This is a genomic window from Kumtagia ephedrae (genome assembly GCF_003012745.1).
GTDB classification, from domain to species: Bacteria; Pseudomonadota; Alphaproteobacteria; order Rhizobiales; family Rhizobiaceae; genus Kumtagia; species Kumtagia ephedrae.
Genome location: NZ_PXYK01000035.1, coordinates 1 through 11,694 on the forward strand (window position 1 = coordinate 1; position 11,694 = coordinate 11,694).

The 11,694-nt window shown below is 64.7% G+C and carries 10 protein-coding genes; all 10 read right to left on the bottom strand.

The features are described from left to right. Positions 1–18: 18 nt before the first annotated feature. The gene (locus C7I84_RS25765) at positions 19–1,326 is read right to left on the bottom strand and encodes an ABC transporter substrate-binding protein (RefSeq protein ID WP_106775092.1); all 1,308 of its coding nucleotides are present in this window, start codon (positions 1,324–1,326) and stop codon (positions 19–21) included. A gap of 64 nt (positions 1,327–1,390) precedes the next feature. Next, complete coding sequence (locus C7I84_RS25770) at positions 1,391–2,467, bottom strand: branched-chain amino acid ABC transporter permease (RefSeq protein WP_106775093.1); 1,077 nt, start codon at positions 2,465–2,467, stop codon at positions 1,391–1,393. A 3-nt stretch (positions 2,468–2,470) separates the two neighbouring features. Then, on the bottom strand, positions 2,471–2,941 hold the full coding sequence (locus C7I84_RS25775; protein WP_165816221.1) for an endonuclease domain-containing protein: 471 nt from the start codon (positions 2,939–2,941) through the stop codon (positions 2,471–2,473). A 122-nt stretch (positions 2,942–3,063) separates the two neighbouring features. Next, positions 3,064–4,023 (bottom strand): branched-chain amino acid ABC transporter permease, encoded by a 960-nt coding sequence (locus C7I84_RS25780; protein ID WP_106775095.1) that lies wholly within the window; start codon positions 4,021–4,023, stop codon positions 3,064–3,066. Positions 4,024–4,264: 241 nt separating this feature from the next. Further along, positions 4,265–4,414 carry a DUF3096 domain-containing protein gene (locus C7I84_RS25790; protein WP_106775096.1) on the bottom strand — a complete coding sequence of 50 codons (150 nt, stop codon included), beginning with the start codon at positions 4,412–4,414 and terminating at the stop codon, positions 4,265–4,267. A 12-nt stretch (positions 4,415–4,426) separates the two neighbouring features. After that, entirely contained in the window at positions 4,427–5,188 is a 762-nt protein-coding gene (locus tag C7I84_RS25795) for an ABC transporter ATP-binding protein (RefSeq protein ID WP_425351403.1), read from the bottom strand. A gap of 50 nt (positions 5,189–5,238) precedes the next feature. After that, positions 5,239–7,218, bottom strand: coding sequence for an AMP-binding protein (locus C7I84_RS25800; protein WP_106775135.1), 1,980 nt, complete (start codon positions 7,216–7,218; stop codon positions 5,239–5,241). 376 nt (positions 7,219–7,594) lie between these two features. Then, positions 7,595–8,269: a Crp/Fnr family transcriptional regulator gene (locus C7I84_RS25805; RefSeq protein WP_106775098.1), complete on the bottom strand. Its 675-nt coding sequence runs from the start codon at positions 8,267–8,269 to the stop codon at positions 7,595–7,597. A 102-nt stretch (positions 8,270–8,371) separates the two neighbouring features. Next, positions 8,372–9,142 (bottom strand): N-acyl amino acid synthase FeeM domain-containing protein, encoded by a 771-nt coding sequence (locus tag C7I84_RS25810; protein ID WP_106775099.1) that lies wholly within the window; start codon positions 9,140–9,142, stop codon positions 8,372–8,374. 166 nt (positions 9,143–9,308) lie between these two features. Continuing rightward, positions 9,309–11,639 (bottom strand): putative bifunctional diguanylate cyclase/phosphodiesterase, encoded by a 2,331-nt coding sequence (locus C7I84_RS25815; RefSeq protein ID WP_106775100.1) that lies wholly within the window; start codon positions 11,637–11,639, stop codon positions 9,309–9,311. Positions 11,640–11,694 lie beyond the last annotated feature (55 nt).

Below are 11,694 nucleotides of genomic sequence, written 5' to 3' on the forward strand. Positions count from 1 at the left end.
AGGGGAGGGAGAACCGCGTTACTTGCATTCTTCATTCACCGGCCAGGGCGCGTTCGCCTCGGCGTATTTCTTCGCCTCGGCCTCGACCAGCGGCGCGATCATGTCCTGGTCGGCCTCCAGCCGGTCCGACACCTTCACGAACCTGGCGCCGTCCCACTGCAGCATCCACGCGCCGGAATGGCCGGAATGGTTGGAGCAGGAGGTGGAGAAGGGCGGCACCATGCCTTCCATGCCGATCTCCTTGAGGCGCGCCTCGTCGAGCTTCAAGTTCTCCAGGCCCCAGCGCAGCTGCTCGGCATTCACCACCTTGGTCTTGAAATGCGCCTGCGCCTCCTTGATGCCCTCGACCACGAACATCGAGATCACCACGCCGCGCTGGTAGAAGACGTAGTCGAACTCTTCCCGCGGCAGCAGCGAGTGGCCGGCCTCGACGACCAGCTGCTTGATGTCCTTCATCACCTTGGAATCGGAGACCGGGAAGCTCCACGAGATCGACCGGTAGCCCTTGCCGGCCTCGCCGACGCTCTTCAGGTCGGCATCGCTGCCCGACCACCAGATGCCGACGAACTTGTCCATCGGGAACTTGGTCTTCACCGCTTCGGCCAGCGCGCCGGCGTTCATGGCGCCCCAGCCCCACATCAGCACGAAATCGGGCCGCTCGCGCCGGATCTGCAGCCATTGCGCCGATTGGTTCTGCATCTCCTTCACGCCGACGGGAACCGGCAGCAGCGTGAAGCCGAACTTTTCCGCATAGGCGTTGAGCAGCGGGATCGGCTCCTTGCCGTAGGGCGCGTCGAGGTGCAGCAGCACGATCTTCTTGCCCTTGAGGTTTTCGAGATTGCCCTCGGAAATGTTCTTCAGGATCATCGAGGCGCCGTCCCAGTAGCTGGCCGGCGGGTTGAACGCCCACTGGAACACCTTGCCGTCGGCCATCGGCGAAAAGCCGTAGCCGGGCGCCAGGATCGGCACCTTGTCGACATTGGTCTTGGGCAGCACCTGCAGCGTGATGCCGGTCGACCAGGGCTGGGTGACGATCGACGCCGCCTTGGTCTTCTCGTAGCACTCGGCGCCCTTTTCGGTGTTGTAGCCGGTCTCGCACTCCTCATAGATCAGCTTGACCCCGCCGACCCCGCCGTCGCGCTCATTGAGCATGGTGATGTAGTCGCGCTGGCCGTTCATCAGCGGGGTTCCGGTCGCCGCGAACGGTCCGGTCCGATAGGACAGGTTGGCGACCGTGATCGAATCCTCAGCGAAGGCTTGCCCGGCGAGCGTCAACCCGGCGAGCAGGTTGCCTGCAAGCAGTATCCTGGAAATCGCGCGTCTCATTTTGTCTCCTCCACTTTCATTTCCTCCACGCCGGCGGCGATGCCGCCGCCACGATGCCCCGAATCTAGTGCGGGAACGGCCACATGATCAGCTTCTCCCGGATGATCGCCCAGAACCGCGCCAGCCCGTGCGGCTCGACGATCAGGAACAGGATGATGAGCGCGCCGATGATCATGGTGTTCAGGTGCTCGACCATGGCCGAGCTGAGCGGCAGGCCGACCGCGGCCGGCAGGGCGCTGATGATCACCGGCAGCGCCACGATGAGGATGGCGCCGAGATAATTGCCCAGGATCGAGCCGAGCCCGCCGATGATGGCGATGAACAGCACGCGGAACGACAGCGGGATGTCGAAGGCGACAGGTTCGGCCGCGCCGCGCCACAGGAACACGAACAGGGCGCCGGCGACGCCGACGATGTAGGACGACACGGCAAAGGCAGACAGCTTCGCCTTCATCGGATTGATGCCGACGAGCTCGGCGGCGATGTCCATGTCGCGCACCGCCTTCCACATGCGGCCGATGCGGCCGCGCGTGATGTTGATGGCGAGAACGGTGACGAGCGCGACGATCGCCAGCACCACGTAATACTGAACCATCGCCGTCGCGTTGGGACCGGCCACCGGCACGCCGAACATCGAGATGGTGGGCACCTGGATCGCGCCGGAGGAGTTGTAGTTGTAGAGCCAGGCCCATTTCTCGAACAGCCACACCAGGAAGAACTGCGCGGCCAGCGTGGCGATGGCGAGATAAAACCCCTTGATGCGCAGCGACGGCAGGCCGAAGGCGACGCCGATCGCGGCGGAGAAGAAGCCGGACAGGGCGATGGCGACGAGCAGGTTCATCTCCGGGAAGAGGGTGACGAGCTTGTAGCAGGCATAGGCGCCCACCCCCATGAAGGCGCCGGTGCCCAGCGACAGCTGGCCGGCATAGCCGGTGAGGATGTTCAGCCCGAGTGCCGCCAGCGCATAGATCAGCACCGGCGTCAGCAGGGCGCGGAAGGCGAATTCGCTCGCCGTCAGCGGGAAGATGACGACGGCGAAGAGCAGGATGAAGCCGAGCAGCCAGGCGTCCTGCTTGACGGGAAACAGCGCATGGTCGGCACGGTAGGAGGTCTTGAACTGGCCGGCGGTGCGGTAGAGCATCGGTCAGGCGCTCCGATCGGCAAAGGCGGATGGGGCGATGTTCACCCCCTCCGCCTCGCTAACGCTCGGCACCTCCCCCATCGAGGGGGAGGAGGGAACCCCTCCGCCAGTGCGTCGCCTGGACATTGAAAAAGCAGGAGCGTTCACTCCGCCATGCAGATGCGCATAGATCGTATTCAATACTGCACCCATCTCCTTCAGCACTTCCTCGTTCCAGAAACGCAGCACCCGGAAGCCCTGCGCCTCAAGGAACGCAGTGCGTCTGTCATCGCGTCGGCGCTTAGAATCGAATGCGTGCTGAAAGCCGTCCACTTCGATCACAAGACGCCCGCGCAGGCAGGCAAAATCCGCGACATAAGGACCGATCGGCACTTGTTTGCGGAAATGTGTATCGACTGTTCGAATGTTCTTGAGGTTCGCCCAGAGCTTAGCCTCGGGACCGGTCAGGGTTTTCCGCAAGCGTTTGGCCTGCATCTTGGCGCGAGCGTTTGGCGACTTTGACGCAGCCGTGCCCTCTCCGCCCTCCCTCCCCTCGATGGGGAGGGTGGCCGCGAAGCGGCCGGGTGGGGTGACTGTCCGGTCCCGATCTTGACTCATCACACCCGCTCGATGATGCGCTCGCCGAACAGGCCCTGCGGCCTGAACAAGAGCACGATCAGGGCAAAGACGAAGGCGAACCAGGTCTCGGTGTTGCCGCCGAGCAGCGGCTGGCCCCAGTAGATCTCGAACAGCTTTTCCAGAATTCCGATGGCGATGCCGCCGATAATGGCGCCGGAGACCGATTCCAGCCCACCCAGCATCAGCACCGGCAGCGCCTTGTAGGCGATGACCTCCAGCGCGAAGGAGACGCCCGCGCGGGCTCCCCACACGATTCCCGTGGCGAGCGCGATCACGCCCGCGATGAACCAGACCAGCACCCAGATGGTCGACAGCGAAATGCCGACCGACAGTGCTGCCTGGTGATCGTCGCCTAGCGCGCGGATGGCGCGGCCCATCTTGGAGCGGTTCAGGAAGAGGATGAGCACGATCACCAGCACCACGGCGCCGATCACCGCTGTCAGATCCTTCTGCTCGATCGAGACGAAGCCGCCGAACGGCTCGAAAGTGTAGCTGCCGGTGGGAATGTAGAGCTCCTCGGTGATCATCGTCTTGTTCTCGCCGCCGAAGATGATCTCGCCGAAGCCGATCAGGAACAGCGTGATGCCGATGGTGGCCATGAACAGGATGATGTCGGGCTGGTTGACCAGCGGCCGCAGCACCGCCCGCTCGATCGCCACCGCCAGCACGAACATGACGACCAGCGTCAGCGGCACGGCGAGCAGCGCCGGCACGCCGTGCTCGTGGAAGCCGATGAGGGTGAGCGCGGCGAACACCACCATGATCCCCTGCGCGAAATTGAAGATGCGCGAGGACTTGTAGATGAGCACGAAGCCGAGCGCGATCAGCGCGTAGAGCACGCCGGCGACGAGGCCTTCCCACAGCACCTGCAGCAGGAAGTCGGGCGCGGCGATCATGTCCGCGAAGGGTTTTACGAGGATGGCGTTCAGGAGATCCATGCGGGTCTCCTTGCCGGAAGGCGTTCGGACCGACCTCTTCCATGCCGGCGTTCCTTCACACCCCCCTCTGGCCTGCCGGCCATCTCCCCCGCAAGGGGGGAGATTGGCTGGCCGCCTTGGTTTCGCCAATCGCCGACGTTGCAAGAAAGACGGGGAGAGCGAAGCTGCCAATCTCCCCCCTTGCGGGGGAGATGGCCGGCAGGCCAGAGGGGGGTGTGAAGGAACGCCATCATCGCCGGCCTCACCCCGCCAGCTGCGGGAACAGGCCGAGCAGCCCGATGATGATCAGGTAGATCGCCACGATGTAGTTGAGCAGCCGCGGCATGATCAGGATCAGGACGCCGGCGATCAGCGAGACCAGCGGGGTGATGGCGATGTTGGCGATATCCATGGGAAAATCCTTTCAATGCGCGACGCCGAGATAGGCGTCGATCACGGCCTGGTTGGACTTCACGGCGTCGGGAACGCCGTCGGCGATCTTCTTGCCGTAGTCGAGAACGACCACCCGGTCGGAAAGGTCCATGACCACGCCCATGTCGTGCTCGATCAGCGCGATGGTGGTGCCGCGCTGGCGGTTGACGTCGAGGATGAAGCGGCTCATGTCCTCCTTCTCCTCGAGGTTCATGCCCGCCATCGGCTCGTCGAGCAGAAGCAGCGACGGCTCCATCGCCAGCGCCCGGCCGAGCTCCACCCGCTTCTGCAGGCCGTAGGGCAGCTTGCCGACCGGCGTTCGGCGGATGTGCTGGATTTCCAGGAAATCGATGATCTCCTCCACCGCCGCGCGGTGTTCGATCTCCTCGGCGAGCGCCGGCCCGTGCCACAGCATCTGCCAGAACAGGTTGCGGCGCATCTTCACGGCGCGCCCGGCCATGATGTTGTCGAGCGTCGACATGCCCTTGAACAGGGCGACGTTCTGGAAAGTGCGGGCGATGCCCTGGCGCACGGCGTGGTGCGGCTTCATGGCGCGACGCGTCTGCCCCCGGAAAACGATCTCGCCCTTCTGCGGCGTGTAGAAGCCGTTGATGACGTTGAGCATCGAGGTCTTGCCGGCGCCGTTCGGCCCGATGATCGCCCTGATCTCCCCCTTGCGGATGTCGAAGGAGATGTCGGTGATCGCCTTCACCCCGCCGAAGGACAGCGACACGTTGCGTACCTCCATCAGCATCTCGCCGGCGCCTTGCTCGGCGATCGCTACGGGATCGGCCACACGCGAGTTCATGCCGCCAGATCCCGCTCGGCCGGCGCATGGATGCGCGCGTCCGTGATCTTTACGGTGGCGCGGATGCGGCCCTTGCGACCGTCCTCGTAGGTCACCTCGGTCTCGACGAACTTTTCCGCCGAGCCATCGTAGAGCGCCTCGATCAGCGGCCGGTAGCGCTCGGCGACGAAGGCGCGGCGGACCTTTTGCGTGCGCGTCAGTTCGCCGTCGTCGGCGTCGAGCTCCTTGTGCAGGATGAGGAAGCGGCTGATCTGCGCGCCCGCCATCGCCGGCTCGCGCGAAAGCCGCCGGTTGGTCTCGTCGACATGGCCGGCGATGATCCTGGAGACCTCGGGATGCCCCGCCAGCTCCTGATAGGAAGCGAAGGCGATGTTGTTGCGCTCGGCCCAGTTGCCCACCGCCTGCAGGTCGATGTTGAGGAAAACGCCGACGAAGTCGCGGCCGTCTCCGAAGGCCACCGCCTCCTTGATGTTGGGGAAGAATTTCAGCGTGTTCTCGATGTATTTGGGCGCGAACAGCGCGCCGGAGCGGAGCCTGCCGACGTCCTTGGCCCGGTCGATGATCTTGAGCTGCCCCGAGGCATCGAAGAAGCCGGCGTCGCCGGTCTTCACATAGCCGTCCTCGGTGACGGTCTCGGCGGTCGTCTCATCCTGCCTGAAATAGCCGGCGAACTGGCCGGGCGAGCGGAACTGCACTTCGCCGGCCTCCGAGATGCGGATGTCGACATTGGGCGCGGCCGGCCCGACCGTGTCGGCGCGCACCGCCCGGTCGTTCTGGCAGGTGACGTAGAGAAAGGCCTCGGTCTGGCCGTAGAGCTGCTTCAGGTTGATGCCGAGCGAGCGGAAGAAGGAGAACAGGTCCTGGCCGATCGCCTCGCCGGCCGTATAGGCGACCCGCACGTTGGAGAGGCCGAGCACGTTGCGCAGCGGCTGGTAGATCAGGAATTTCCCGAGCGCATAGTCCAGCCTTGCAAGCAAGGGCACCGGCCGACCTTCGAGGATGGCTTCGCCATATTTGCCGGCGACGCCGATCCAGCGCTTGTAAATCCAGCGCTTCAGCCGGCCGGCATCCTCCATGCGGATGGTGACGCTCGTGAGCAGCGATTCAAACACCCGCGGCGGCGCGAAATAGAAGGTGGGCGCGATCTCGCGCAGGTCGAGCGCCACCGTCTCGCCGCTCTCCGGACAGTTGACGCAGAAGCCGGAGACGCAGCCCTGCGCGTAGTTCATGTAGTGGTCGCCGACCCAGGCGAGCGGCAGGTAGGCGAGCACGTTGTCGCGCTCGTCGAGGTCGTCGAAGGCGGCGGTGTCTGATGCGGCCTGGACCGCGCTGCGCGAGCGGATCATCACGCCCTTCGAACGGCCGGTGGTGCCGGAGGTGTAGAGCATGACGGAAACATCGTCTCCGGAAGCGTTGCGGATGCCATCCTCCCACGCTTTCGCCACACCAGGGTCGGCCGCGAGCAGGGCCTCACCGCGCTCCTGCACGCTTTCGAAGGAATGCAGAAGCGCATGGCGGTAGTCGCCGAGCCCGCGCGGCTCGTCATAGACGATGCCGCGCAGCGACGGGATGCGGTCGAGCGTGCCGAGAATCTTGTCGACCTGCTCCTGGTCCTGCACGACGGCGAAGCGCACCTCGGCATGGTCGAGCACATAGGCCATCTCGTCGGCGACGGCATCGCCATAGATCGGCACGGGCACCGCCCCCAGCGACTGCGCTGCGGTGAGGGTCCAGTAGAGGCGCGGCCGGTTGGCGCCGATGACGGCGATGTTGTCGCCGGCCTGCAGACCGAGCGCCCGCAGGCCGAGCGCCAGCCTGCGGACCTCGTCGAGCTGCCGCGACCACGTCCAGCTCTGCCAGATGCCGAAGTCCTTGTGGCGCATGGCCGGCCGGCCGGCGAAGCGGGCGGCATTCAGCAGGAGATATTTCGGAAAGGTGTCGAGGCCGGAGTCGGCGGCGGAGGTCGTAGCCGTCATGGTCATGCTCCTCCCGCTTTCGCGGCGCCTGCGGCCGATCCGGCCATAATGGCCTCGCTCGGCCCGTGCGCAAGCCCGCCGTTAGACGAATAGGCCGGCTCTCCGCCGACGGATCGAACCCGCCGCCCGAACGCATGCTTCGGCGCCACCGCGGCACGGTGATAGACGAGCGATGCGCGAAATCGCGCCAACCGAAATCCTCCCATGTCCGGGCGGATGGTCTCCGCCTCGAGGACCCTGTTCCGGAAACCCGGATGGTCCTTTGTTCGTTGCAGGAGGCTAGCCGCAAATCCGGCTTCCGTTCAACAAGCGCATTGACAGACAGGGAGGGCGATTGTCTGATGCAATCGCGGCCTTGCGCCCGGGTTCCCTCCGATCAGCCTTCGTAGTCGCTCAGCGCCTGGAGATCGATCACCGTGACGCGGCCGTGCTCGACACGCAGCACGCCTTCTTCCTCGAGTTCCTGCAGGCTGCGGTTGGCGACCTGCCGCGACACGCCGGCGAGCAGCCCCAGCTCCTCCTGGCTGATCTCCACCGTCGACGCCGTGTCCGGATAGAGCACGGGATTGAAGAACCAGGACAGGTTGCGCGCCACCCGCGCCTTCGGATCGAGGATGCGGTCGTATTCGATCGTGGCGATGAACTGCCCCATGCGCTCGTTGAGCTGGCGCACGAGGAAGCGGTTGAACGCCGTGCTGTTCTCGTAGAGCCACATGAAGGTGGAGCGATGCATCATCGCCAGCCGCGTGTCGCGCAGCGCCACGAGATCGTATTTGCGCGGCTCGTCCTTCAGCACCGAGCCTTCGCCGAACCAGCCGCCGGCACCGGCGCCTGCAAAAGTCATGGCCTTGCCGCCGCGCGAGATGGCGCTGATCTTGACCAGGCCGGTGACGACGCCGGTCCAGTAGTCGAGCTTGTCGCCGCGATGGCAGACATAGCTGCCCTTGCCGAAGTGCCGCTCCGTGAGGCCGCGGCTCGCACGCTCGATCTCGTCGTCCGTCAGCTCGCGGGACCAGATTGCCGATCTGGCAAGTTCGATACGTGCGTTCATAGGCTCCCGAGGTCACTGGCGACCATGTAGGGAAGGTTATGAACGCCTCACCCGGACCTGACAAGCAACAGGCCGCATGTCGGGTCCGGACCGCGGCGCGGCCTAGGCGGCGTCGCGCATGTATTTCGCTGTCGGCAGGATGGTCAGCGGCGCGAGCTCGCCCTGGCGCGGCTTGGCGAACAGCATCCGCTGCTCCATCGCCGTCGACCTGAAGAACGGATAGCGGGTGAACGAGCGCTCGCGAATCGCCGCCACCGTTGCGCGGTAAAGCACGACCGGATAGTTCAGGTTCGGATAATCGCGCAATTCGCCAATCTGCTCGGAGCGGTAGATGCGCTTGTAGAAGCCGACATGCTCTTCCTTGATGGTCGAAAGGCAGTAAGGCGCCTGAAAGTGGAAGCAGGCCATGCCGGCCAGCCGCAGCGTCAGATAGGGTATCTGCGGATAAACCCGCGACCATTCCGGATCGGCCGCGAAACGGCTCGGGTCGATGAACGTGTCGCCGGCGGCGAGCTGCGGCCGCAATATGTCGCCATAGACCATGGTGGACGGCGAGAACGGCGCCTTGCCGCTGACATGGTGGATGCGCAGCGTGCTGACTAGGAAGCCGTCGACATAGATGCCGAACTTGTAGCAGTTGGGCGCCTCGTCGAGCGCGTCGTGGATCATCTGCTCCGGAATGTCGGAGACCATGTCGGACAGACGATAGGACTTGTACCGCAGCCGGTAGATGTCCTCCAGATCCTCGCCCTTGTCGCAGCGCCGGTATTCGGTCCGTTCCAGCAACTCGGAAACTTTTCTCGCGAACTCGGAAACTTCGGGCACACTACTGCCCGCTGCGCCGTCGCCCGGCGCATCACGCCTCTCGATCATGGTCAACCTCAGCCCCTTCCGCCGCAGTGAAGGTGAACTTCCGCAGACTGCGTGTAAAGGTGCAAACTCGACACGTTCCGTTTACCAGTCGTTAACCTTAAAAATTCGTAAACTCCTAACGAATCCCGCTCGAAGGAGTCCAGCCTAGGGACTCCGAAGGCTTGGCTCAGCCTTGCAGCAGATTGTCGCGGCGTTGCTTGCCCTTGGCGGCGGGCCGGTCGGGGGCGAAGTGCCAGACCGTGCTCGACATGGTCTCGATGCCGGCCGCCGACAGCGCCGAGCCGAAGAGGAAACCCTGGAGCAGGTCGGGTTTCACTTCAGTCGCCAGGATCTTGAGCTGGTCGAAGGTCTCGACGCCCTCGACCGTGACAGTGAGGCCGAGCGGGCGCGACAGGTTGACGATGCCCTTCAGAAGCTCCAGCGAGCGCCGGCTGCGCGTCACGTCGAGCAGGAAGCTGCGGTCGATCTTGATCTTGTCGAGCGGCAGCGTGTGCAGATAGCTCAGGCTGGAGTAGCCCGTGCCGAAATCGTCGAGGGCGATGCGCACGCCGGTCTGCCGCATCTCCTCGATGAACTTGCGCGTTAGCGACTTGTCGTCGAGCAGCGCGGTTTCCGTGACCTCGATCTCGAGGCGGTGCGCCGAAAGCTTCGCGGACGCCAGGGCGTCGCGCACCCGCTCGACGATGTTGCGGTTGCGGAAGTCGCGGGCCGAAAGGTTGACCGATACGCCGATCTGATCAGGCCATTTCGCGCATTCGCGGCAGGCCGCGTCGAGCATGAAGGCGCTGATCTCCGAGACGATGCCCATTTCCTCGGCGAGCGGGATGAATATCCCCGGCGAGATCGGGCCGAGATCCGGATGGTCCCAGCGGCACAGCGCCTCGCAACTGGTGATGCGCATCGTGTCCAGCGCGACGATCGGCTGATAGACCACCCGCAGCGAGCGCGTCTCGATCGCCGTGCGCAGGTCGGCCTTCATCAGCTGCCGATTGCGGAACGCCGCGTCCATCGCCGCTTCGAACAGCCGCCAGTTGTTCTTGCCGAATTCCTTGGCCTTGTAGAGCGCAAGATCCGCCTTGACCGTCATGGCGTCGACATCGGTGTCCTTGACCCGCGCCAGCACGGCGCCGCCGCTCATCTGCACGTGCAGGGCATGGCCGGCGACATCGACGTCGCCCTGCAGGCCGGCGAAGATGCGGTCGATCATGGCCGCCAGATGACTGTCGTCCTCGACCCGGTCGAAGAAGATCATGAACTCGTCGCCGCCGAAGCGGCTGACCCGCACGGTGTCGGTGGCGAAGGCGGCGAGCTTTTCGGCGACGGCATAGATCAGTCCGTCACCGATCGGATGACCGAGCGTGTCGTTGATGCTCTTGAAGTCGTCGAGGTCGAGCACGGCGATCGCGCACAGCCGGTCGCGATCGCCGCCGGCCAGTGCCGCTTGCACCACCTCGTGGAAATAGGCGCGGTTCGGCAGGCCGGTCAGGCTGTCGTAGCGCGCCATCGAGCGGATCTTCTCTTCCGCCTCGACCCGCGCGGTCACGTCCTCGAAGGTGATGACGCCGAGCTCCTGGCTGCCTTCGCGCGCCGAGAATTCGTAATGCTGCCCGTTGGTGAAGGAGACCAGCACCTTGCGGCTGCGCCCCTCGCGCAAGGCGCGCGTCAATTGCGCCTCGATGAAGCGGCAGTCCTTCGCGTCGAGCATGCCGCCGGCGACGCCGCGCATCAGCAGCGAATGGATCGGCCGGCCGAGCAGCGCGTCCGGCGACTTGAGCGACATCAGATGCGCGGCCTCGGCATTGGCGACCACCACCTTGCCGTCGGGCCCCAGCATGACCAGGCCGTGCGACATCGTGTTGAGCGCGCGATTGAAGCGCTCGGCGAGCCGGTTGGCCTTGCGCTCCTCCGAAATCGCGGTGAACAGCACGTCGCGAACCAGGTCGGCGAACCGCCGGATGGCGAAGAAGAACGGCACGGACAGCGTGCCGAGGATGACATGATACATGTCGCCGCGCAGGATGAAGCCCAGCGAGATCGGCCAGGTCATGGTCATGATGAAGATCATCACCATGCGCGGCGAGCCGTAGTTGCGGCCCGAGATCGAGGTGGCGGAGGCGAGCGTGACCGAGACGGCCGCGATCTCGGCGAAATTGTCGTGCGCCAGGTAGATGCCGACGAAGCAGAACATGCCGAGCATGAGCCCGTGCAGGGAGCCGTAGACGATGTAGTCGTTCTCGCGCTGACGCGCTTCGTGCCAATCCCGCGGCCGGGGCGCGTTGCGGTATTTGCGCACGTTGGTCAACCGCAGCACGGCGACCACCGCCAGCCCGACGGCGACATAGAGGTAGATCGGATCGCCGGTCTTCCAGTAGCAGAGCCCGACCAGCAGGATCTGCGCGGCGAAACCGATGCTAAGCGTCAGCCCGTCGCGGAAAAGCGTTTCCACGAACGGAATGTAGACGTCGACCGATATGTCGCTCTTTCGTCTTGTTGGCACGCCGCGATTCCGGCCTTGGGGCAGACCATGGTGTCCCACATCGGGCTTAAGAAAG

Coding starts and splice junctions, on each gene's coding strand:
- C7I84_RS25765 (WP_106775092.1), bottom strand. CDS start 1,326: ATGAGACGCGCGATTTCCAGGATACTGCTTGCAGGCAACCTGCTCGCC.
- C7I84_RS25770 (WP_106775093.1), bottom strand. CDS start 2,467: ATGCTCTACCGCACCGCCGGCCAGTTCAAGACCTCCTACCGTGCCGAC.
- C7I84_RS25775 (WP_165816221.1), bottom strand. CDS start 2,941: ATGCAGGCCAAACGCTTGCGGAAAACCCTGACCGGTCCCGAGGCTAAG.
- C7I84_RS25780 (WP_106775095.1), bottom strand. CDS start 4,023: ATGGATCTCCTGAACGCCATCCTCGTAAAACCCTTCGCGGACATGATC.
- C7I84_RS25790 (WP_106775096.1), bottom strand. CDS start 4,414: ATGGATATCGCCAACATCGCCATCACCCCGCTGGTCTCGCTGATCGCC.
- C7I84_RS25795 (WP_425351403.1), bottom strand. CDS start 5,188: ATGCTGATGGAGGTACGCAACGTGTCGCTGTCCTTCGGCGGGGTGAAG.
- C7I84_RS25800 (WP_106775135.1), bottom strand. CDS start 7,218: ATGACGGCTACGACCTCCGCCGCCGACTCCGGCCTCGACACCTTTCCG.
- C7I84_RS25805 (WP_106775098.1), bottom strand. CDS start 8,269: ATGAACGCACGTATCGAACTTGCCAGATCGGCAATCTGGTCCCGCGAG.
- C7I84_RS25810 (WP_106775099.1), bottom strand. CDS start 9,142: ATGATCGAGAGGCGTGATGCGCCGGGCGACGGCGCAGCGGGCAGTAGT.